General features: G+C 58.0%; 17 protein-coding genes. 3 read left to right on the top strand and 14 right to left on the bottom strand.

Going from position 1 to position 23,433, the window contains the following annotated elements:
• Nucleotides 1–44: 44 nt before the first annotated feature.
• From CAter10_RS17245 to CAter10_RS17210, 8 genes are all read right to left on the bottom strand, one after another.
• The gene (locus CAter10_RS17245) at nt 45–944 is read right to left on the bottom strand and encodes a hypothetical protein (RefSeq protein WP_231879027.1); all 900 of its coding nucleotides are present in this window, start codon (nt 942–944) and stop codon (nt 45–47) included.
• A complete protein-coding gene (locus tag CAter10_RS17240; RefSeq protein ID WP_061534379.1) occupies nt 941–2,065 on the bottom strand; it encodes a YaiO family outer membrane beta-barrel protein in 1,125 nt (374 codons plus the stop codon). Before CAter10_RS17240 ends, CAter10_RS17245 begins: the two co-directional genes overlap by 4 nt.
• On the bottom strand, nt 2,062–3,915 hold the full coding sequence (locus tag CAter10_RS17235) for a polysaccharide deacetylase family protein (protein ID WP_061534378.1): 1,854 nt from the start codon (nt 3,913–3,915) through the stop codon (nt 2,062–2,064). Before CAter10_RS17235 ends, CAter10_RS17240 begins: the two co-directional genes overlap by 4 nt.
• Nucleotides 3,912–4,997, bottom strand: coding sequence for a hypothetical protein (locus CAter10_RS17230; protein WP_231879026.1), 1,086 nt, complete (start codon nt 4,995–4,997; stop codon nt 3,912–3,914). Before CAter10_RS17230 ends, CAter10_RS17235 begins: the two co-directional genes overlap by 4 nt.
• Nucleotides 4,987–6,060 (bottom strand): polymer-forming cytoskeletal protein, encoded by a 1,074-nt coding sequence (locus CAter10_RS17225; protein WP_128083118.1) that lies wholly within the window; start codon nt 6,058–6,060, stop codon nt 4,987–4,989. Before CAter10_RS17225 ends, CAter10_RS17230 begins: the two co-directional genes overlap by 11 nt.
• Complete coding sequence (locus CAter10_RS17220) at nt 6,057–7,415, bottom strand: glycosyltransferase family 2 protein (RefSeq protein WP_236905398.1); 1,359 nt, start codon at nt 7,413–7,415, stop codon at nt 6,057–6,059. The genes CAter10_RS17225 and CAter10_RS17220 overlap by 4 nt, the downstream gene beginning before the upstream one ends.
• Nucleotides 7,416–7,558: 143 nt before the next feature.
• The gene (wecB, locus tag CAter10_RS17215) at nt 7,559–8,698 is read right to left on the bottom strand and encodes a non-hydrolyzing UDP-N-acetylglucosamine 2-epimerase (protein ID WP_061534376.1); all 1,140 of its coding nucleotides are present in this window, start codon (nt 8,696–8,698) and stop codon (nt 7,559–7,561) included.
• A 455-nt stretch (nt 8,699–9,153) separates the two neighbouring features.
• Nucleotides 9,154–10,416, bottom strand: a complete 1,263-nt coding sequence (locus CAter10_RS17210; RefSeq protein ID WP_061534375.1) for a cation:proton antiporter — start codon at nt 10,414–10,416, stop codon at nt 9,154–9,156.
• 251 nt (nt 10,417–10,667) lie between these two features.
• Here CAter10_RS17210 and CAter10_RS17200 point away from each other — a divergent pair, with 251 nt between their 5' ends.
• Entirely contained in the window at nt 10,668–11,600 is a 933-nt protein-coding gene (locus tag CAter10_RS17200; protein WP_061534373.1) for a 2-hydroxyacid dehydrogenase, read from the top strand.
• Nucleotides 11,601–11,977: 377 nt separating this feature from the next.
• On the opposite strand, the gene CAter10_RS17195 is transcribed toward CAter10_RS17200, so the two are convergent.
• The 5 genes from CAter10_RS17195 to CAter10_RS17175 all read right to left on the bottom strand — a co-directional run bounded on the left by CAter10_RS17195 (nt 11,978) and on the right by CAter10_RS17175 (nt 20,789).
• Nucleotides 11,978–13,132: an ABC transporter substrate-binding protein gene (locus CAter10_RS17195; RefSeq protein ID WP_061535430.1), complete on the bottom strand. Its 1,155-nt coding sequence runs from the start codon at nt 13,130–13,132 to the stop codon at nt 11,978–11,980.
• A gap of 448 nt (nt 13,133–13,580) precedes the next feature.
• Complete coding sequence (locus CAter10_RS17190) at nt 13,581–15,668, bottom strand: M13 family metallopeptidase (protein ID WP_061534372.1); 2,088 nt, start codon at nt 15,666–15,668, stop codon at nt 13,581–13,583.
• Nucleotides 15,669–15,878: 210 nt separating this feature from the next.
• Nucleotides 15,879–18,572: a M1 family metallopeptidase gene (locus CAter10_RS17185; protein WP_061534371.1), complete on the bottom strand. Its 2,694-nt coding sequence runs from the start codon at nt 18,570–18,572 to the stop codon at nt 15,879–15,881.
• Nucleotides 18,573–18,792: 220 nt separating this feature from the next.
• On the bottom strand, nt 18,793–20,091 hold the full coding sequence (locus CAter10_RS17180) for an ATP-binding protein (protein ID WP_061534370.1): 1,299 nt from the start codon (nt 20,089–20,091) through the stop codon (nt 18,793–18,795).
• A complete protein-coding gene (locus CAter10_RS17175) occupies nt 20,091–20,789 on the bottom strand; it encodes a response regulator (RefSeq protein WP_061534369.1) in 699 nt (232 codons plus the stop codon). Before CAter10_RS17175 ends, CAter10_RS17180 begins: the two co-directional genes overlap by 1 nt.
• A 169-nt stretch (nt 20,790–20,958) precedes the next feature.
• On the opposite strand from CAter10_RS17175, the gene CAter10_RS17170 reads away from it, so the two are divergent.
• Together CAter10_RS17170 and CAter10_RS17165 are read left to right on the top strand one after the other, a co-directional pair.
• On the top strand, nt 20,959–21,780 hold the full coding sequence (locus CAter10_RS17170; protein ID WP_061537391.1) for a MipA/OmpV family protein: 822 nt from the start codon (nt 20,959–20,961) through the stop codon (nt 21,778–21,780).
• Nucleotides 21,781–21,807: 27 nt separating this feature from the next.
• Nucleotides 21,808–23,016 (top strand): SDR family oxidoreductase, encoded by a 1,209-nt coding sequence (locus tag CAter10_RS17165; RefSeq protein WP_128083116.1) that lies wholly within the window; start codon nt 21,808–21,810, stop codon nt 23,014–23,016.
• Between the two features lie 94 nt (nt 23,017–23,110).
• On the opposite strand, the gene CAter10_RS17160 is transcribed toward CAter10_RS17165, so the two are convergent.
• Nucleotides 23,111–23,356, bottom strand: a complete 246-nt coding sequence (locus CAter10_RS17160; RefSeq protein ID WP_061534366.1) for a GlsB/YeaQ/YmgE family stress response membrane protein — start codon at nt 23,354–23,356, stop codon at nt 23,111–23,113.
• Nucleotides 23,357–23,433: the final 77 nt, after the last annotated feature.

The raw sequence follows: 23,433 nt of genomic DNA, 5'->3' as shown, positions 1-23,433 counted from the left end.
GTTTATTTGCGCAGCGGGGGACGGCGAGGGCAAGCAACGACATGTCATTCGCGGCGCTTCCAGCTCATGGCCCAGGAGTAAAACCCGACCAAGGCGCCGAACTGCAGCAGGCTGGAACCGAGCAGGTAGATCAGTGGATGCCACAGCAGCGAATATTCCAGCATGATCCAGGCCGCGAACGTGTACTGGAAGGGTGTCAGCACAATCAGATAAAGAACGGCGATCAGCGCCAGCAGTATTTTGCGCGCAATGCCAAAGTCGAAGATGTTGTACAACAGTGCGTAGATCCATGGCGTCAGCAGGATCAGCACGGTCGACGATTGTGTGAGTGCGGAGATGGACGAGGCCGACTGATACGGAAATTCGGCCGCCCAGAAAAAGAAATAGAACTGGCTTGCCGCCTGGATGATGCCAACCACGCGCAACGCATACGATATCGGCAACATGCGTGCGGGAAGCAGGGTGGTGCCGAACAGCAGCGCGATGGTGATCAACATGCCGCTCCACCACTGCAGCGGATCGGGAAGCGCGGCCTGAACGTAGGCGTAAGGTACGGTGTCAATTCCAGGGAAGGACGTCTTGTCGGCCTTCAACAGCACTTCGCTACCGAGGCCGTCGGCCCAGAACCTGATGATTGCCGCCCATAGCTCGGCAATCCAGGGCCAGGCCAGCAGTGTACAAAAGAAGATGACGGCCGGTACCAGCAAGACATCGACCCAGCGGCCGGGAGGGAAGGGTAGACGTCGCAGGGCGCGGTGCGTTTGTATCAACTGGCCGCCAAAGCCGGCGAAACGAGGGTTGATCACAGCGCGCCGGCGTGGCTTGTCACGTGCTTGTCTTTTACCGGGTTTGATCGGCAGTGCGCCGTCAGGCATGCCGCTTGCCGCGTCCGACAGTTGCTCCGCGTCGGTTGCATCGGCCGCAGCATCCTGCTTCGGTTTCATCTAAGACTCCAGCGCCAGCCGAGATTGAGCGAGAGCCGATCGTAGACTGGGCTAAGGTAGTATTCCAGCCCCGCCAGAAGCATGCTGTCCCGGCTTACTCTTTGACGCAGCTGGACGTTGATCGTGTTGCTCTTGAAGTTCACCAGTTCAGGACCGCCCGGCAATACCTTGTAGGTTTCCTTGGCGTGTTCGTAACGAATGATGATGGCGCGATGATCGTCGTTGCCGAAGGTGGCAGCTACGTATTCGCTGGGACCGAGTATGTCGCCGGGATTGGCCCAGTTCAGGCGCACGCCGCCTTCTATCACCATGCCGCTGAAATAGGCCAGGCCGGTGAACAGCAGGCCCTGGTCGGAGCGCTCGATTTCATTGCCCTTCGCATAGTAAGCGCCAACGCCGGCGACGTACTGGCGTTCGCTGCCGAATTTGCGGTATCCGGTGGCGTCGACGCGCCAGCTGGGGAACAGCGGGCTATTGCCAATGCCGACGCCGACATTGGTGTAATAGTCTTCGGAGAAATCGTGCGTCAGCGAGACGTTGCCATAGTTTCCCGAAAATCCGAAGCGGGACTGCTGCGTCAATTCTCCCTGTAGCACACCGGCCGACGTCACTGCCATGCCGCGTAGCGAGAATGCACGGGCATAGCCATAGCCGTTGGTCATCTTGCCGTCGCCGCCAATCAGTTCGAGCGCAGCGCGTTCGGGAGGCAGTTCTACCGGTACGGCGGCAGGCGCTTCGGCTGGCGCGACAGGGACGACATGATCATCGAATGCAACAGCCGGGACAGCGTTGGCGGGCGCTCCACTGGGCGCGACTGGCGCGGCTGGGGTGGCTTCATTGGTGTGAACATCGATTGTTGTCGCTGCTGGCTGTGTAGGCGGAACCGCTGGAGCAGGGACCGCAACCGAAGCGATCTGTGCCTCCGGCGTTGCTGACACGTTTTGCGTCGACAGCAGGCGTGGGTGCTGGAAATCGGGCACTTGCACCGGGAAATCGTCGTCAGCGGCGGCACAGGTTGCACAGCTGAAGGAGATGCCCAATGCGGCTAGCGCCGTTGCTGCAATCGATGTCTTGCGGCGAGCGGGATGGCGAACGCCTTCGTTACGGGTGAAAGTATTCAATGCGGTGCCTTCTTTATCAACGGTGTTGAAATGCGCAGTTGCTTGACGTCGGCGGCGATCACCGCCCAGGTGTCGCCACGCTGTTCTACCTTGGCGTTGCCGGCGATAATTTGCGGCTCCGCGTACAGCGAGGTGGAAAATAGCCAGGTCAACTGGTTCAGCGAGGCGGCATTGGCGGCGTCGATCACCACGGCCTGGTTGCCGCTGGAAATGTTCCACACGGTCTGCTCGCGGCGACTCATGAAGTTCGCCAGGTCAGTCATGGTACGCCAGCGGAACCGGCCCTCCTTGGTGGCGGCGTCGGCGGCGAGCATCAGCTGGTTGATGGCGTCGGGATACAGGACAGCTCCTGGCGGATGGAAGTAAATCAATCGTATCTGGCCGGTATTCTCTGTAAATTTCACCAGTGAAGTCAACCAGCTGCTGATTTCACTTTCCGGGATATGTTCGGTGTAGGCTTCTTCGATGGTGCTGATGTGGCCGTAGGTCTGCACCGGGAACGACCAGATATGACCATCGCGGCGGCCGTCGCGATAGGTGTGGGTCGGCCCCTGGCCGATATTTCCGGTGAAATAATAGGCTTCGACATGCTGCGCATCGAGCCATTCGGTGACCCAGGCCGGCTGGTTGCCGGTAGGTGCAGAATATTCGGTCTGGTCGTGACCGATCAGGCGCTTGATCGCATCCGCATTCTGTTCCAGATAGGTGGTCATTTGCGCCTCGTTGCTGTCGGACAGATGCTTGCCGAACCAGTCATGGATCCAGCCACCGTGGCTGCCGATTTCATTGCCTTGCTCAAGCAGGCTGCGCAGTGTTTCCTGGAATGGCTTGTTATTGTTCAGGTCGACGCCAAGGCCATCGCCGAATTCACGCTGGTCCGGCCCGGCAGTCACATGAATGCTGAACGGGCCGCGCTTGAATACGCCGGCCTTGATCAGCTGTTCCATAGCCGGAATGCATATCTTGGCGTCGCAGTGCCAGTTCAGCACCAGGCCGCCGATCGCTTCGGGCGCGGCCGACAATTGCGGCTGGCCCATGATGCGGTTGGCAAAATAATGCAGGAAGCCATGCATCAGGATACCGTCGGTGCGTAGTTTCAGGTAGCCCAGCGGCAGGTTGATGAATAGCACCTGGCCTTTGCCGAATGCATGTTCACCGGCAATCACTGTTTTTCCCTGGGCCTGCATGCGTATCGTGCCGGTATAGGTGTCGCCGGTGTGCAGGACCGGGTAGCGCAAGGTATCTTCGCCGTAGCCGGATACGACAGCCTGTCCGTCGCTTTCGATCCAGCGTCCCGGCGGCAGATTCAACGCCTGCATCATCTGCGGGCTGCCGGAGATGGTGGGGTTGAACGACATCTTGTCGTGCAGCTTGCTATACAGGGCATAGGGGATGCCGGCCAGCGTTGAAAAGCGCGACGCCGGTTCCGTATAGTAGCCGTTCTCATCCAGTACGCCGGCATCGCCGACCAGCATCAGTGCGCCGCCGTGCTCCACAAAACGACTGACCTGGTTGACGAAGGCGGTGCTGATCTGGCGGTGGATGGTATCGGGCAGTATCGCGCCGGCAAACGGACGTTCACCTTGTAAGCCACGTCGTGCGAATTCCGATGCCGTAACAGTTTCCAGCCGGATGCCTTCTTCAGACGCGGCGTCCAGCCACGCCGATGCATACAGGCGGTTCGCTTCAGACAGGTTGTCCGGTAGGATCAGTGCGATGGCGTCGCTCGACCAGCGCGCCGGAGCGATTTCTCGGATGCGCTCAATCCAGATGGCGGCGGCGCCGACGATGGCGATCACCAATAGCGTCAACCATACCTTGTTCCATTTGCTGCGGCCCGCGGTGCTCATGGCGATTTCTCCGCGGCGGAAGATTGCAGTGCATGGCTCAGGCCCGTCCGCACGCCTTCTTCGACGATATTCCAGCGGCCCGCAAGGCGCCAGGCATCGGCATTCTTGAGCCAAGCGCGTGCGCTTGCCTGATCCCCCGCGAGATAGGCAGCCCAGGCGATCAACCCCCACGGGAAATGATCGCTTTCACCGGCCAGCCATTTTTCACCGTAGCGCTCTTTCCAGACCTGCCAGTAGCGCTCGCCGCTGGCGCCGCTGCGTAGCTGGTACAGCCATAGATAAACCGGCGCCACCGCATTCGGATAGAAGCCGTAGGGCGTGGGCGGTACGCTGGCGCGTTCCGGCTCGAGTGCACCATTCGGATCGTAGCCATAATTTTGACGCAGCCCTTTTTGCATGCCCGCCACGCTGGGCAACGCCGCCAGCTGTACGGCAAAGCGGCTGCTTGCTGCGCGATCGCGGCGCAAATAGGCGAGCGCGCCGATCACCTCGACGTTATCGGCAAAATAGGCCGCACTGCCGCCGGACAAGGCACGAAAAGTTTGCTGCGCAGGATTCCACAGGGTTGCCAGGTTTTCCAGCGACCTGGTGCAACTGGCGGCCAATACCTTATCGCCCGGCAGGATTTCCGCTACGGCCAGGCACCAGAGCGCATCCAGAGAATCGTCGGCGTCGGCTGGTCCGCAGGCCAGCCAATCGTCGGCGTCGGCTGGTCCGCAGGCCAGCCAATCGTTGGCGCCGCTGCGGCAGACCCGAGGGAAGGGGCCGTTAGCCTGCTGGAACGGTAGTAGCCAATGGGCGAACGCCGAGGTTGTCTGGGTCACGTCGACGCCCAGGCGATGCGCTGCCAACAAGGCTTTCAGCGCGAAATACGGTTCGACATAATCGCCTTTTGCGAAGACCGTGATGGCGCCATTGGGCAGAGAAAAATCGGCAAACATGGGAGCGTCCGGGGAATTGTCTGCCGCGATCGCGGGCATCATGTGGCAGAGACTGAGTAAGCCGATGGCTGCAAGCAGCCGCGCCGATGTCGTTCGCATGGCTTGCACAACGCGTGTCGCGCGACGCGGATCAGGTCGCATGGTTTGTCTCCGTCGGTATTACCGTCGCGCCGTCCTGGGTCGTTATCACGCCATGCACGATGCAGCCTGCGGCAATGGATAATTTCCTGCAGATCATGGTGGTGGGGGCATCTGGCGTACCGATGCGGCAATCCGGGCCGATGACGATATCGTTCTGGCTGATCACCGGGCCGAGTACGGAGCATCCTCGCGCCAGCACAATATTATTGTTAGAAACGATGCTGCCGGCAATGGCAGTTCCTTGTTCCAGCTGCAAATCGCCATATGTCTTGATGTTGCCGAATACCGTTGTGCCCGAGCGGATCAGGTAGGGCCCGCGCACCACGAAATCGCCGTTCTGGATAGCCTGCGGCGATTGCTGCGCACCGTCATCGAGAACATGTCGCACCCGGAAAGAACGCGCCGGCGGTGCTGCTTCGGCGGTGCTGACGGATGTGCCGAAGCGCATGTCCGGCGCGCCGGCCCGCACGAATCTGCTGTTGGTGGAGAAGTTGATTTCCGTGAGCGCGGTAATGCGTCCGTCAATCGATGCGTTGCTGCCGACATGGATGCAAGGCGCATCGATCCAGCGATGCACGACCGTTTCGGCGCCAAGTGTGATGACGCCTTGCGCCGAGCAGGCGCGCAGGCTTGCGCCTTCGCCGACGGTAAGATTGGAAGCTGCGAACAGGTCAGCTTGGGTCTGGCTACCCGGCGGCAAGACTGCATCGTGCACGAAAATGACGATACCGTTCGTTTTTTGCAGTATGTTCAACGTCGCAGGATGGTAGTCGACGGCGTTGCCGCCGCCGACCTGCTGGTGCACGATGTTCAGGTTGTCGCCGATGCTGACGGTGCGGTCAGTTTGTAAAAGCCGCAGCTTTGTGAAATCGACGTCTGGCATATTGAGAATGCGCTGGCGAAAGCTGTCGGCAAAATAACGCAGATTGTTGACTTCGTTCCTGCGCACCGGCAGCGGCGCAACGTCGGTAGGACGCAGCCACTCGGCCACAGCTGGAATGAATGGCACGAAAAGGATGGAGATCACGCTGAATAGCAATAGCGCCGGAAACAACATGTTCAAGATGCCTTCTCGCTGAGCGTAGTCGGCGCGATGACCGGTGTGCTGTCCAATGGAGACATCAGGTCCTGGATCGGCGAGGCTGGAGAGCTCCTGAATCTTTCGGTTTTGTGCCAGACCAGTTCGCGCTTCCGTATCGCATCGAGGATTTGGCTGACCGCTGCACGAGAGATGGAGACCAGGCTGATCAAGAAGCCGAATATGTTCAGTGGCAGCAGGCGGATGCGGTTGCGATTGCCGTCCAGGTAGGTGGCGGCGGCCATTTCAAAAAAGGCTGCGTTGGTGCCGAATGCGCCATAGGCCACCATGCCGCTCAGAGCCAGCCAGCCGAACAACCACTGGTGCGAGGTCATGAAGAACTGGATGATGGTCAGCGCCCAGCCAACCAGCAGCAGCGGCGGCATGATGAAGACGCACAGCAACAATGCGCCGTCGATTCTTTCGCGCAGGCTGATGCGGCGATTTCTCAGCAGGCGCATCAGGTTGCGGCCCATCACCTGGTTGTGGCCGCGCGACCATCTGCTAATCTGCCTGATTCTGACAGGCCATACCTCGGGCACTTCCTCATAACATTCGGAACGGTTTTGATACACGGTTTTCCAGCCGTGCTGCAATAGACGGAACGTGACGTCGGTATCTTCGGCCAGCATGTCGATATTCCAGCCGCCGATTTCCTCCAGCGCGCAGCGTCGCACGCCGCCGACGGTACCACCATACTGCGGCACCAGGCCAAGATTCATGCGTGCCGCCTGGTCGACCTGATAACCGCCGGCGCGCTCCAGGTCGAGCAGGCGTGTCAACAGGTTGGCGCCGGCATTGATGGGAACGACCCGCCCCATGATGGCGCCGACTTCCGGATCGAAGAATGGCGCTACCAACTGCTTGATCAGGCCGCGCGCCGGAAGATAATCGGCGTCAAACACGATGATGATTTCAGCCTGGATTTTTTCTGTGGCGTCGCGCAATGCGGCGGCCTTGCCTGGGCGTCCCTCGCTGCGATGGAACAGCATGAAACGGTCGGGATTTTCTGCAGCGATGCGATCGATGATTTCGCGGGTGCCGTCGGTAGAACGGTCGTTCATCGGCATGATGATCAACTTGTCGCGCGGGTAGTCGACTTCGAGCAGGGCATGCAAGGCGTCGGCAATCACCCGTTCTTCATTGTGGGCGGCAACGCAGACAACCACTTGCGGCCAGGAGGCCTGCTCAATGTCGAGATAGGGCTGACGCTGCCGGCCGAACAGGCGGTTAACGGTGAACAGGTAGTGCCGCATCGTATAGATGACTAGCAGGAAGATGAGAAAGCCGAGGATGGCTGTAATCAGGTCCAGCTCGATCAGGCGCAGGTCGAAATGCAACGGCGGTGCTTGTTGTTCAGATGCCGTTGCAATGGCGGGAAATAATGCACATGGAGCAGACAAGCATCCGTATCTCGCTGCCTGACGCAGCACATGAAGCGGGTAACGCATAATCGACTCCCTGCATTGATCGGTTGCCGGATTTATTGAGATGCTTTTGCCAGCAGTGTCGCTTGTTCTAGTTGATCAAACTTCTCCACCCCGAATTCATCCATGGATCTTTCGCACAGCACATCGACGATCCGCTCCGATGCGCGTCCGTCACCGTAAGGATTAAGGCGATGGGTCGCCTGTTGCCAGGCGTCGTCGTCATCGTAGAGCCGGTCAACCGCAGCGGCAATACGCGCCGAATCGGTGCCAACCAACTGTACCGTGCCGGCAGCGACCGCTTCCGGACGCTCGGTGACGTTGCGCATTACCAGTACCGGCTTGCCCAATGATGGCGCCTCTTCCTGCACGCCGCCGGAATCTGTCAGTATTACATGGGCGCGCTGCATCAAACGTACAAACAGCAAATAATCCAGCGGTTCGATCAGATGGACGTTCGGCAGGTGCGACAACGCTGCTTGTACCGGCCCTTGCACATTCGGATTCAGATGCACCGGATAGACGATCTGTATATCCGAGCGTCGCGCCAGCTTTGCCAGCGCGTCGCAAATTTCCGCAAAACCATTGCCAAAATTCTCACGCCGATGCCCGGTTACCAGCAGCAGCTTGCGACCTGATTCGAGATAGGGGAAGTGAGAGTCGAGGTTTTGGCGCAGCCGCGCATCCTTACTTATCTGCTCGGTGGTCAGGCGTAATGCATCAATCACCGTATTGCCGGTGATAATGATGCGGCCGGCCAGATGTTCTCCGGCGAGATTGGCTTTGGCGCCGGCGGTCGGGGCAAATAGCACATCGCTGACGACATCGACAAAGCGGCGGTTCATTTCTTCCGGCCAGGGTTGGCTCAGATCGCCGGTGCGCAAACCGGCTTCGACATGCGCCACCGGTATGCGCCGATGAAAGGCCGCCAATGCCGCCATCATCGCCGTCGTGGTGTCGCCATGCACCAGGATCCGATCCGGCTTGACAGCTTCCAGCACTGGATCGAGCAAGGAAATCAGGCGTGCGCTCAAGCCGTTCAGCGTCTGGTTCGGCAGCATGACATCCAGGCTGTGATCGACCTTGATCTGAAACAGGTCCAGTACCTGCTGGAGCATGAGTCGATGCTGTCCCGTGACGCAGACCAGCGATTCGATGCCTGCTTCGCGCGAGAGCGCCTTGACGACCGGAGCCATTTTGACGGCCTCCGGGCGTGTACCAAAGATGGATAGGACTTTCAATTTCACCCTCGACTGGCCGGGTTAAGTGCGACCCTGTTGAGATAAGCTTCGCGAGGTCCTGTGTTCTATGCTTGAAACGGTTGCCGAAATGCTCTTGCACTTGAAAATAATGACGCTGCTACCTTGGCTGCAAGCATGGATGGCGTTAAGTCCCTGATGCGGGCCGATTGCCACTAGAGTTAATTTCCGCTTGGAAACATTGATTCAGTCTAGATGACGTTACTGCTTAATGCAAATTTTATAATAAATAACTGTCAATTTTGATATTAAATTGTTATTTTTATGTTAAACATTGTCATATAAGCTCAGGTGACACCGCAAATTGGCTGTGCTGGATGTGCATTGCTTCACTAGCATGTGTGTCGATGTCGAATGGTTTGTATGCTTCTTGAGAGCGGTTGCAATCGCTCTCAGATCGGCATCGGATCTTCCTCATCCATTTTTCGATCGTCCGCAACAACACTTTCCTGCCGTTGCCAACGCCGCAGCAACGGCACGGTCATGGCTGTTGTCACCAGAGCCATCAACACCAGCATTGAGTACACTGGGACCGGCAAGATGCCCAACTGCAAACCGATCGTCAGTACGATCAGTTCCATCAAGCCGCGGGTATTCATTAACGCGCCAATCACCCTGGCGTCGCGGTGCGAGATGCCCGACAGGCGCGCGCCCAGATAGCTGCCCCCGAATTTTCCCAGGATTGCAGCAGCCAGGAACAGGAAAAACCACGGCCAGAAATCCGCCGATTGCACACTGCCCAGCGAAACGCGGATGCCTGCATAAGCAAAAAAAACCGGCATCAGGACCAGCTCTACAAAGCCTTCTATCCGTTGGCGCCAGGCTTGCACGAGTTCGGGCTGGCCACGCAGGACCAGTGCCGCCATCAATGCGCCGAAGGCGCTGTGAAAACCGATCGTTGCCGTGATCCACGAGGAGAGCAGGACATAGCAGATGACGCATGCCAATATCGCTGGCGACATCGCCATTTCCTTGCGACGATTGAGCAGGCGCTGCCACAGCGGTCTGGCGATCAACACGGAGGCGGCGACAAACGCGCACAGCAGGCCGAGATCGCGCAGCGTCTGGCCGAAGGAAAATGTACCCGCGGCGAGGGCCGCAATCACTGCCAGCATCAGCCAGCCGAGGAGATCAGTGAACGTGGCGGCCGCCATGGCAAGCGTTGCCGCCGGTGCGCCGGTCATGCGCAGATCCATGACTATTCGCGCCATCACCGGCACCGCGGAAATGGACAGCGCGAGGCCGCAAAACAGAATGTAGCCCAATGGCGTAACCTGCGGAGCGACGATTGGCCTGGAGATGACGCCGATAGCGCAGCCCAGGACGAAAGGGATAATCATTCCAAGTAACGAAATCGCTAGCGGTGCAGTCATCCTGGCGCGCCCTTGCAGGCTATTGACATCCAGGTGCAAGCCCAGCTGAAACATCAGCAGTATCAGGCCGAATTCGCCTAGTTGCGACATGGCCGGCATCGTCGCACTGGAAAACAGGGAGTGATACAGATCGATATCGACTGCGCCGAGGATCGACGGGCCCAGCAACAGGCCGGCGGCGATTTCTCCGACCACCCTCGATTGCCCCAGCCGTTCAGCCACAGCGCCGCAGATCAGCGCAGCAAGAATGATGACGCCAAGTTGCAATAACCAGATTTGCATGTCGATCCTTGAAAATGACTTCGCTACAGTTATGTCAAGCGCCACCGGTCGCGCCATGGCTCAGCCCACCGTTGCCGCGCGGCGCCGAATTATACCTGTCAATTACACCCATGCAGCCGCATCGCCGGCCTGTCGCAGCTTGATCAAAAGCAGAATTGGCGACGGCCAGCGGGCAAAGGCCTTTCGCGGATATCATTGCATGCAGCGTCAGCATGGCGCGCCTTGTTTAAACCCCTCTTCGCCGATATCCGATGCTCTCTACCTTACTGATCCTTAATCCCCTGTCCGACGAAAGCCTGCAGCGTATCGGCCAGCATTTCCACATTGTGTATGCGCCGACAGCGGAGCTGCGGCGTGCCGCCATTGCCAGCCACGCTGCTGAAATACAGGTAGTGCTGACCATCGGCTCGATCGGCTTGCAGGCACAGGAAATTGCTGCGTTGCCCAAGCTGGAATTGATTTCCGCGCTGGGCGCAGGTTTTGAAAATATCGATGTTGCCGCAGCGCGCGAACGCGGCATCACCGTGTCCAACGGCGCCGGCACCAACGATGCCTGCGTTGCCGACCACGCGATGGGTCTGTTGTTGGCGACAGTGCGCGGCATTCCGCAGTTGGGCGTGGCTTTGCATAAGGGAATCTGGCGCGACGCGCTGCCGCTGCCGCCAAGCGTTTCCGGCAAACGGCTTGGGATTATCGGCATGGGCACGATCGGCAGGCAAATCGCCCGACGTGCGGCCGGCTTCGACATCACGATCGGCTATCACAACCGCTCGGCGCGCGCCGACATTCCATTTGAATATTTCGCATCTCCACTTGAACTGGCGCAATGGGCTGACTTTCTGGTGGTCGCCACGCCTGGCGGCGCCGGCACCAAACACCTGATCAATCGGCAGATACTGGATGCGTTGGGGCCACGCGGCTTCATCGTCAATATCGCACGCGGCAGCGTGATCGATACCGCTGCCTTGGCGCTGGCCTTGCGCGAAGGGCGGATCGCTGGCGCCGGTCTCGATGTCTATGAAAGCGAGCCATTGCCGCCGGTGGAACTGCTGGATTTGCCGAACGCTGTGCTGACACCGCATGTGGCCGGCTGGTCGCCGGAGTCGGTGGCGGAAACGGTGCGTTTGTTCCTGGAAAACGCCGACCGCCATTTTTCAGGGCAGGCGGTATTAACCCCGATTTGAGACGTCACATTTTTATATGGCAGCGGCGCGGACAGATTTCTGCTCACGCTGGATTCTCTCATCGATTAAGCAACGTTCCGCATGCGCACGAGTGTCCACTCAAGCCCACGTTTCATTTTTTACATCGGATAACACTACCATCTGCGTCATCCCCGCGAACGCGGGGATCTATGTTGCGTAACGTGGATTCCCGCGTTCGCGGGAATGACAGGCGCTACTCTGGAGGTGTGCTTAAAAAAGCGGACATGTCAGCTTTGCCTTTGCACACCCTAACGGTTTTCACAAATAAAAATGCCGTTCAGCCTTCACTGAACGGCATTACGGCTTGATACCGGGTTTTTATGTGGAGTCAGATCGCCAATACAAAACACATCAAATCAATTCAGGAATTTCTTGTCCCTGGTGATCATGGTCATGTCGACAAACTTCGAGCCGTTATGATTGCTACCGCTAAAGTTGATGTCGAAACCGCCGCCGTTGTAGTTCTTCATATTGATCGATTCCAGCGCCTTGACCAGTTTTGCCCGAGTCAAATCCTTGCCGGCGCGCTTCAAGCCTTCAACAAATATCTTGGCCGCAATGAATCCCTCCAGACTGGAGAAATTGGGTTCTTTGACTCCGGATTTTTCCATCAGCTTGGCATATTCGACCACCACCGGGGCTGACGAGCTCCAAGGGAATGGAACGACCTGAGAAATCACAACACCTTCGCCATCCTTGCCCAGCGCATCGGCCAGCGCCTGGCTGCCGACGAAGGAAACGTTATAGAACTGGCCGTTATAGCCCGCCTTGCGCATTTCCTTGATGTAGGCGGCGCACGACGCATAGGCGCTGATCTGGATCACGGCAGCAGGGCGTTTTGGCAGGATCTTGCTCACGGCTTTGCTGACGTCGGTGCTGTTGCGTTCCACCGTCGCCGATTCAACCAGTTCCAGATTCAATTTTTTCATCGCGCGCTGTACGCCTTCCAGCCCGGCACGGCCATAGGCATCGTTCTGGTAGAACACGGCGATGCTCTTGATGCCGACGTTCGCCAGCTTTTCAACCAGGTGCTCGGTTTCGTCAAAGTAACCGGCGCGAATGTTGAAGACCTGGCGGTTCAGCGGCTCGCGCAGCGATTGGGCGCCGGTGACCGGCGCGAAGAACGGCACGCCGGCTTCGGTGAAAATCGGTAAGGCAGCATTGCTGGTCGGCGTGCCGACATAGCCGAACAAGGCAAATACGTCGTCTTTTTCGATCAACCGTTTGGTGTTGGCGGCAGCCAGGTCTGCCTCGTATTTATCGTCAGCCTTGATGATCTCGATGCGTCGCCCATATACGCCGCCTTGTTCATTGACGGAATCGAAATAGGCCTTGGCGCCTGCATTCATCTGAATCCCCAATTGTGCCGCCGGACCAGTAAATGCAGCAGATTGTCCCAGCACGATTTTCTGATCGGTCACGCCTGATTCGGCAAAGGTGGAGGAGAGCGGGCTGCTGATGCCGACAATCAGCGGCAGCACAAACGATAGGAGATGGCGGTGAAGATGCATGAACGCTACTTTCAGATGTTGATCAAACTGCGCAATGTTGGGAGAAATATAGCAATCCCCCAATATTGCCCTAACGCATATTATAGAGTTATTGCTTGAAGAAAACAAAAGAAGGGGGTGGTTTGGCAGCAGTTAATGTATTTGCTTATTTGCACCAGACGTCGCGAATCGTGGTATTTGTGCCGGCTCATGTACCGCGGCCGGCCAATCGGCGGCCAAAACTGACGTCATGCAGATGCCCTGAAATGGACCTTCCATGCAGAGTACGAAATCCGGCGGGTTAAATTGATTGCAGGCATGGAGAATTATTTGCGCAACGCGCCCGACATCGATGCCCAGTGGATCCGCCTCAATTATCTGGAGTGATCGGCAGCTGATTCGACGCAAAAAAAAGCCACCGACAAGTCGGTGGCTTTGAGTTTGAGAGCAGAATTACTGCATCAGGCGCTTACCACATGATGACGCGTTGCTCAGGCGGCAGGTACATCTTGTCGCCCGGCTTGACATCGAATGCGCTGTAGAAGCCTGGTTGGTTTTCCAGTGTGCCGTTGCCGCGGAAGCGTGGCGGCGAGTGCGGATCGGTCTTGACGTAGACGATCGCTTGCGCGTCGCGTACCTTGCCGCGCCATACCTGGCCCCAGCCCAGATACAGGCGCTGATCGCCGGTCAGGCCGTCGATCACTGGCGCCGGCTTGCCATCCAGCGACAGGTGATAGGCCTTGTAGGCAATCGCCAGGCCGGAGTTGTCGGCAATGTTTTCGCCTAAAGTCAGTTCACCGTTGACCTTGTAGCCCGGAACGGGGCTGTAGGCGCTGTACTGATCCACCAGGGCCTTGGTCTTGACGGCGAATTTCTCGTGATCTTCCTTGGTCCACCAGTCGCGCAGGTTGCCGATTTCGTCGTACTGGCTGCCCTGGTCATCGAAGCCGTGGCTGATTTCGTGGCCGATGACCGCGCCGATGCCGCCGTAGTTGACAGCATCGTCAGCGTTGGCGTTGAAGAACGGCGGTTGCAGGATGGCTGCCGGGAAAACGATTTCGTTGAATTCCGGGTTGTAGTAGGCGTTCACGGTTTGCGGCGTCATGCCCCATTCGGTACGGTCGACCGGCTTGCCGAGTTTGTTGATGTTGCGCTTGTATTCGAACTCGTTGGCACGGATCAGATTGCCGACCAGGTCGTCACGCTTGATGACCAGGCTGGAGTAATCGCGCCATTTATCCGGATAGCCGATCTTCAGCATCAGGGTGGACAATTTCTTTTGCGCCTGTTTCTTGGTGTCCGGTCCCATCCAGTCCAGGCCGTCGATGCTTTGATGGTAGGCAGCGATCAGGTTGCCTACCAGTTTTTCCATGCGGGCCTTGTTTTCCGGCGGGAAGAACTGTTCGACATACAGCTGGCCCAGGCCTTCGCCGATGCCGGCTTCCAGCACGTTCATGCCGCGCTTCCAGCGTGGCTCGTTTTGTGGAATGCCGCGCAGCACAGTGCCTTTGAAAGCGAAGTTCTGGTCAACATATTCCTTGGACAGATCGGAGGCAAAGCTGCTCAGCACATGCCATTTGAAATAAGCCTTCCAGACCGGCAGCGGCGTGCTTTGAATGATCTTGTCCAGGCCCTTGATGTAGCTTGGCTGGCTGATCACCAGATACGTCACCTTGTCTTTCAAGTCGGCGTCGGACAGGTAGTCATTCCAGTTGAAATGTGGCGCCAGTGTTTGCAGCTGTGCCAGTTCAACCCGGTTGTAGGTCTTGACCGGATCGCGGTTCTCGACCTTGGTCCATTGCACTTTCGCCAATGCGGTTTCCAGTGCGACGATGCTGGCGGCATTTTTCTTTGCAGCCTTGTCGCCGGACATCGTCAACATGGTCTCGATGTGCGCACGGTATTTATTCAGTGTGTCCTTCAGCTTGGCGTCGTCAGCTTTCAGGTAGTAATCGCGGTCCGGCAGGCCGAGGCCGCTCTGGCCGAGATCGGCGATGACCCTGGTTGAATCCTTGGCATCCTGGTGAATGCCGATGTCGAACGGTGCGTTGACGCCGATGCTGTTCAGATGGGCGATCAGGCCGGCGATCTGTTTCTTGTCCTTCAGTGCATCGACCTTGGCGAATTCAGCGCCGAGCGGCTTGATGCCGAGCGTTTCCAGTGCTGGCTCATCCATGTAGCTGGCGTACAGGTCAGCGATCTTTTGCTTGTTGGAGCCTGGTGTCAGATCTTTTTCAGCGCTAACTGCATCGACGATGGTATGCAGCTGGTTCAACGAATTTTCGCGCAGCTCGTAGAAGGCGCCCCACGACGATTTATCCGCCGGGATTTCGGTTTTCTTGAGCCAGGTGCCGTTGACGTAGTTATAGAAATCGTCCTGCGGGCGCACCGACAGGTCGGCGTTCTGCATGTCGATGCCGCTGGCCAGGGTTGTAGCGACTACTGCAGCTGCAACGGTGCGTGGCGACGGCGATTGAGTTTGGGCAAAGCTGGCGGTGGAGGCTGTGTAGCCCGCAATCATGGTCAGCACTGCTGCACAAATGAGAGATCGTTTCACGAGTAAGTAATCCTTATGAGAAGTCGTCGGAAAAACAGCCTTGTAGGCATTCTGAAAAATCTATTGCGCGGTTGGTAGACTGCTATAACCGAACTGCTGCGGCCCACCAGGATGCACTCCGTTTGTTGCCACGTTTTAAACACTTTTTTGAAAAAGCCAAACCACAATCTTATATCGTTTTATCATTTTCAGGAAAACACTAGCCCGCTATCAACGCAGGATCGCCGCGGGATCCTGCTTGTCGCGCAATGCTGTACATAGCAAGGTGTTTTCGCGGGTCTGCGCCAATCCGCGTTCAGCGCCGGTCAATTTGCCAAGCATCGGTTCGAAGAAAGCTGTCAGGCGATCCGCCTCGCTTTGCGAACAAGCATCGCCAGCTACCAGCCCCGGCAACCTGCCGCCGGACGATTCGCCGCTGCGGCTGATCAGTTGGTCATGATTGGCAATGAACCATTTCCACATGGCTTCGCGGCCTTCGCCGTCTTCCCTGCTGGCGCGCAGCAGGGTGCTCATTTCGCCGACCTTGACCAGCGGATCGAGCGCTAGGTTGCGGGCGCGCTCGGCATTGGCGGATGTGGTGGCAGCACCCAGGCCGCCCAAAATGGCCATGCGCTGCGCCGGTTCGCTGGTGCTGCCGAGTGCCTTGACCAGGATGTCGATGGCAGGCGTGCCACGGTCCTGCGCGCTGACCGCCAGCACCGAGCGCAGCAGGTCAGGATTGGCGCGTGTCAGTTCCAGCTTGCCGTCGGCGCCTGTTTGCAGTGCCTGGTCGCCTTGCGCCAACAATGCCTTGCGCACTTCCGGCAATTTGATGTCGAGCGCCAGGAATTCGGCCAGCGTGGCGCGCAACAGTGCATCATCCTGGCTTTCGTTGGCGCGGCGCTGATAGCCAAGCTGCTGTAGGCGCGGCAGGTAAACCTTGCGCGCCAGGTCGGTCAGTCGAGCATGCTGGAGATTGGTGCTGGCTTCGTATTTCGACAGCCATTGGAGCGACGGCAGCAGCGCAGTAGCGACTTCGCGACTGCCCGATTGTGCCAGCCGGGGCGCTGCCGCCAGCACGGCAGAGGCATCGAGATCGCCGCGATTGAAGCCTGCATTGATGGCATCCGCGTAGGCCAGTTGCTCGTTGTCGGGAATCGATGCCAGGTTCTCGGTCAGACGCGCCAGATCGGCGTGCGCCATGTTGAATCGATAGTAGCCGGCGGCGTCTGCGTTCGGCATGTACCAGCTGGCCGCGGTCGCTCCCGGCAGCACCATCTTGCCTTGTTCCTGGTCCAGCAATTCGCATTTTGTCTTGCTGGCCGCAGCGGCGTCGACGCTATAGCGGACGCATACCGGAATGCCCCACAGGCGTTTGGCATCACCGGTCGAGCCGAGCGGCAGGTAGCGCTGCTGCTTCAGGTGCAGCACAGCCTGGCCGCTTTCCCAGGTCAGCGCGGTGTCTACTAGTGGCACACCAGACTGGTCAAGGAAGCTGCGCATGGCCTTGGCGAAGCGCTGGTCTTTGCCCGATGCCTTGGCCAACGCGCTGACCAGGTCGTCCGCCGTGGCATTGCCGAACTGATGCTGCTTGATGTAGGTGCGGACGCCTTGGCGGAATACATCGGCGCCCAAATAGCGTTCGAACATGTTCAGTACTGCCGCACCTTTTTGATAGGTGATGCCGTCGAACGCGGTTTCGATATCGCCGTTATTGGTGATTGGTTGGCGGATGCGGCGCACGCTGACCAGGCTGTCGCTTTGCATTGCGTGGTTGGCGCTGCTGATCAATTCCAGGTCGGCGTGGTATTCAGGATGTAGCTGTTGCGTGATCTTGCTTTGCATCCAGGTGGCGAAAGCTTCGTTCAACCAGAGATCGTCCCACCATGGCATCGTTACCGTGTCGCCGAACCATTGATGCGCGAGTTCATGCGCGACCACGTTAAATGAGCTGCGGACATTATTGGCGGGAGAGTGCGCGTCCAGCAGCATCAGGTAGTCGCGGAAAGTCACCAGGCCGGGATTTTCCATCGCGCCGGCAGCGAAATCAGGTGCTGCAAGCAGATCCACCTTGTCGAACGGATAGCCGAAGCCGAAATAATCTTCCAGCGCGGTGATGATCGCCGGTGTCTGCGCCAGCGCCGGTTTGATGCGCGGACCTTCGCCCTGCGGAGCGATGCCGCGCAATGGGATTGGCTGCTTGCGCCATTGCGTGGCCGGGATCTGCGGCCCGTCTACGACATCCCAAGGACCGACCGCGAACGCCACCAGATAGGTCGGCAACGGCGTGGTGGGTGCGAAGCTGAGCTTGTGCCAACCGTTCTCCAATTTTTGTTCGGCGACCTGCTGCGTGTTGGCTACCGCGACCTGGTTTTCAGGGACGCTCAGGCTCAGCGTGAACGGCGTCTTGAAAGCGGGTTCGTCGAAACCGGGGAAGGCGTAGCGGGCGCTGATTGCTTCCATTTGCGTGATCACGTATGGCGCGCCTTGGCTGCTGACCTTGTACACGCCTTCCAGTTGCTGATTAAAGGGCGCGCTGTATTCCAGGCTGACGCTGTAGCGTCCGGCTGGAAGTATCTTGCCGAAATCGAGTTCGGCGACGCCTTCCTTCGGCGCCACTGCCTTGTACTGCGCCGAGTGAATTTTTTTCGCGGCATCGGTCAACGTGACCTTGCCGACACTCAAATCCTGGCCATGCAGCCACAGGTGATCGGCGGCTTGCTTGAGTTCGATGTCGATGGTGGCGTTGCCGGAATAATCAGTCTGGCGGGGATCTATGCTGAGGTCGAGATGGTAGGCCAGCGGTTGAACCCAGCGCGGTAATTTTCCCAGGGGAGCTGCATCATTCGGGGTCGCCGCTGCGGCGTTGAATGAGGTAATGCTGATAGCGAGAGCGGCTAATGTGAAACGACGGGTAGTGCACATCACAAGTGAAATCCTCCCAAATTTGGTCTTGGGATTCTAGCGCGCAGGGCGTCGATGTGCCAGGGAAATAGTATGAATAAAAAAAGTAAAAACGAAATGCGTATTGCGCGCAGCGCATTTGCCCTGGCGGGTTACGGGTAAATGCGGTGAATCTGCGAATGTCAGTCAGATTGCCTTATTTGGAATAACAGGAAGTGATAGATGCGCCTCAAAATGACTCTTATCGATCAGGCAAAGGAAAGCGCAACACGAACATTGCGCCACCGAGATCGGAGCTGCCGACGCGGGCGCTGCCACCGAGGCGCTCGGCAATTTTCTTGACGATGGCCAGGCCCAGTCCGTATCCGCCGGTGGCACGGTCGCGGCTACGATCGAGCCGGTAGAACGGATCAAAGACACGCTCCCGCTCCTGCTCAGGAATGCCAACACCGTCATCCTCGACGATCAGGTTCCAGCTGCCGCCGGCACGGTCGATTTCAGTGCGCACACGGATAGTGCTGCGGCTGTAACGCAGCGCGTTGCGCATCAGGTTGGAGAAAGCGCGCGCCAGGCTGCGTGGTTCGGTAACGACTTCACGTAGAACAGGGGAGATCGACCAGATAACGGTATTGTGTCGTAGCTGCAATTCTTCCTGGGAGACGCCGGTGGCGCCGCGCAGGAAATCTTCCAACGGGATTGTTGCGCTCGGTTCCGGTAGTGAGGACTGTTCCAACATGCTCAGCGTTAGCAGTTCGCCGACCAGGATATCCAGTTCCTCCACATCCTTGCGCATCGCCTGAATGCGTTTGTGGGTGCCGTTGTCTTCGGTCGTATCCATCAGATTGACCAAGCCGAATTCAAGCCTGGCAAGCGGCGTGCGCAATTCGTGGGAAGCGGCGTTGACCATGTCACGCTGCGCCTTGATCAGGCTGCCTATGCGGTCCGCCATGTTGTTGAAGTAGGCGCACAGCTGTTTGATCGATGAATTCTCCGACAACTTGGCGCGCGCATCCAGCGCGCCGTCGCCGAAGCGTGCCGCGGTGACGCGCAATTTTTCCAGATCACGCCAATGCGGCATCAGCCACACCAGCATCGCCGCCAGCATCACCGTGAAAATGACGACATAGGCTATGGCTTCCGTCTTGTCCAAATTGTATGAGCGGATTTCTATGACGCCGCCGTCTTCCAGAGCTGCATAGATGCTGATGCGGTTATGGTCGCCACGACCAGTCCAGACCATGTGATAACGCGCCAGTTCGCGGCGTTCCGATGGCGACAGTTCCTGTATTTGTTCGGGAGACAAGCGGGTGTAGCGCCGCGGACTCAACTGGTTCATGCGCGCCAGTGCAGTCTGCTGCTCCGCGCTGTTGAGCGGCGCCAGGGAGTCACGCAGCAGCGTGACTTCATTGCTGTATTCGCTCAGCATCTGCGCCTTGAATTCAGATTCGAACAGGTACGGAAAGCCCTTTTGCACAAACACGATGGCAACGATCGAGAGCGTGGCGACGATCAGATACAGACGTATCAGAATCCTGAGCATTACTCCTCCCAGGCGATCGGGTTGAACAAATAACCACGTCCCCACACGGTCTTGATCTTGCGCGGCTCCTGGGCGTCGTCGTCGAAACGCCTTCGCAAACGGGAAATGCTGACATCGACCGTGCGGTCGATGCCGTCGAAGCCGATGCCGCGCCAACGCTTCAACAGTTCGTCGCGGCTCAATACCTTGCCTGCAGCCTGGAGCAGGATGACGAACAGGTTGTAGTCGGCAGTCTTGAGATCAACTTCATTGCCTTTCCAGCATACCTGGCGCGCCGACAGGTCGACCTCCAGTTCGCCGAAGCGCATCGGCGCATCGGCCGCGTTGCGATCGTGCCTGTCGACACGGCGCAGGATCACGCGCAGATGTGCCAGCAACAGGCGCGGTTCGACCGGCTTCAGCATGTAATCGTCAGCACCGATCTCAAGACCGGTGACCTGATCGAAAATGTCGGCGCGCGCGGTCAGCATCAATATCGGCAATGTCGAATTCTTGCGGATGGCGCGGCAGATATCCATGCCGTCCATGCCCGGCAGCATCAGGTCGAGCACCACGATGTCCGGTTGTTCGCGCTCGATGGCTTCCAGCGCCAGATCGCCGCGCAGGACCAGCGACACCTCAAAATCGTAGCGGCACAGGTATTCCGATATCAGTTCGGCAAGACGCGCATCGTCTTCGATCAGTAAAACCTTCTTCATTGCTCTTTCCCCTTTTTCGCATCATAGCGTTTCACCCGGATGCCGAATGTCGCCATTACAAACAAAAACATAATCACCGTGAACTGACACAGTTTCCCTACCGATGCACCACAGACGTACAGCTCCGGACTGCTGAGAATATGCCCTGACTTACTTACCGGAGAAAAATTTGAAACACCAGATCAGGTTATTGGCGGTCGTCGCCTTGAGTGGCATCTTCGCCTCACGCATGGCCGCTGCACAACAGGTTACCCAATCGCAGCCGCAGTCAGGATCCTGGCTGCAGGACAGCAAGGTCACGCTAGGTCTGGGCGCCGGCGTCGCGTCGCGTTATGCCGGCAGCAACGAATATCGGATGGTGCCGGTGCCGGTATTAAGCATCGTTACACCCACCGGATTCTTCGTCGACAGCCTGCAGGGCGCCGGCTACCGGCGTGACATCGGCGACCTGTTTTTCGCCAGCGCAGGCATTGGCTATGGGGGCGGCCGCAAGGATTCCAACGACGGCTTGCTGCCAGGATCGGCCAAGCTCAAAGGCATGGGCGAGATCAAGGGCTCGGTGCTGGCCAACCTGGACCTCGGCATCAAGCTGGGCCATGTAGCAACATTCACCATCGGCGCTTCACAGCCGCTCAGCAATCGCGAGCGCGGCTTGTCCTATCGCGCCGAACTGAGCGGCACCGTGCTGACCTTGGCCAAGGATCAGGTAAGCGTGAGCGGCAGCGCCGAGTTCGGCAGCGCCAAATACAACCAGACCTTCTTCGGCGTCACCGCCGAACAAAGCCGCAACTCGGGCTACGCCGCATATAAGGCCGACTTAGGCTTGAACGCGCTGACCTCTTCCATTGTCTGGACCCACAGCTTCAACCAGAGCTGGTCGGTCTCGACCATGCTAAGCGCCACGCATTATATGCAAAAAGCGGCCGACAGCCCGCTGGTCCTGGACAAAACCAATTACGGTGGATTCACAACCGTGAATTATTCATTTTGATCGAATCAGAGCGGGCGGTAAAAAATCGTGTTTAATCTGTTCCCAAGGTCAAAGTGGTTGCGTGAAGAGCAAGATTTTTCTGCGCGCATGTCGGCGCTCGGGCCAGCCCGCATCTTCGTTACCGGCGTCACCGGATTTGTCGGTGGTGCGGTCGCCGCAGCGCTTGTCGGCACCCCCCATTTCAAGCAGATGCTTTTTCTGGTACGTGCAAAATCAGCTGCGGAAGGCGCGCAAAGGGTGCGTCAATCCATCGCTCGCTTTTCTTTATCGGAAATGCCGCCGCACGTGTCGGAAAGCCAGGTTGTCGTAGGAGACCTGAACGATCCGCAGGCATTCTTGGACGCCAGGCTTGATCAGGTTAGCCATGTCATTCATGGCGCAGCAATTACCTCGCTGGCCAATCGGCAGGATATCTGGGCGGTCAACGTCGACGCCACCTTGCGGCTGGCGCAACGTTTTTCGGGCGTCAGCAGTTTGCAACGCTTCGTGTATGTGGGCGCCGCGATGGCCTGCGGCGTGGCGCGCGGACCGCTCGTCACCGAAGCGTTGCGCTTGCCGGTCGAAAGAGCCCATCTGGCGCCGTATACCGCCTCCAAAGCGTGCGCCGAGAATCAACTCAGGGAGCGCTTTCCCGACTTGCCGTTGGTGGCGGTGCGCCCCTCGATGGTCATCGGCCATTCCTGGTTAGGCTGCAAGCCGTCCGCCCGTAATTTCTGGGTGCTGAAAGTGATTTCGGAACTGAACCGATTTGTCTGCCCGCCAAGCGCCTATCTGGACATCGTGCCGGTCGACTATTGCGCACGCATTATTGTCGAGCTGACCTTGAAGAAATCGCTCAGCTTTTCTGCATACCATGTCTCCGCAGGACAGCAAAGCAGCACCATGGTGGTCGAGTTGTTGCAGGCATTCCAGGGTTTGGGCGGCAAAGGCAAGGTGCAGGCCTACATGCGTGTGGCGGAGGCCGACTTGATGAACATGGCGCTCTCGCTCGGTGAGCGGCACGTGGCGCAACAGAAGGCCGGTGAGGCGTCGCATTACGAGCCGTTCAATGCCCGTTTGCTGTGCAAGGCGCTGCGGCTGTATGGGCGATTTTCCCGCTTGAATTATGTTTTCGACCAGCAGCGCGTGCTCGGTGAAGGCTTGCAACCGGCTCCTTCTTTCCTCGATTACATAAATTTGTGCGACCACTCGATCAGGAATTTATCGTTGAAGTCGCAAATGGCTTGTGGCTTTTAGTCGGAGGGCGATCGTCTCCGGGTTTACCTGAGCCTGAAATGAAGAAACCCGCGGTTAAGCGGGTTTCTTATGCATCTTTTGCTGTCTGTCAGACTCAGGCTCGTTTGATGAGCCGCAGAATGAACAACAGGATGACGGCGCCAATGGTAGCTGTCACGATCGATGCAATCCAGCCGCTGCCGACATGGATGCCGAGCACGCCCGCCAGCCAGCCGCCGATGAAAGCGCCGACGATGCCGACGATGATGTCAACCAGCACGCCGAAGCCGCCGCCTTTGACCAGAACGCCAGCCAGCCAGCCGGCAATCGCGCCAATTATCAACCAAGCGATAAAGCCCATGAGATTTCCTTTCAATATTGACCATCTTTTGACCACCAGGCAAGAGTAGCCTAAAAGTGGCAATGACATTGTTAAAG

Origin of the sequence: Collimonas arenae, assembly GCF_001584165.1 — a bacterium.
Lineage (GTDB): Bacteria > Pseudomonadota > Gammaproteobacteria > Burkholderiales > Burkholderiaceae_D > Collimonas > Collimonas arenae.
The sequence above is the reverse complement of the archived record's forward strand: the minus strand, read 5'-3'. Positions and strand labels throughout refer to the sequence as shown.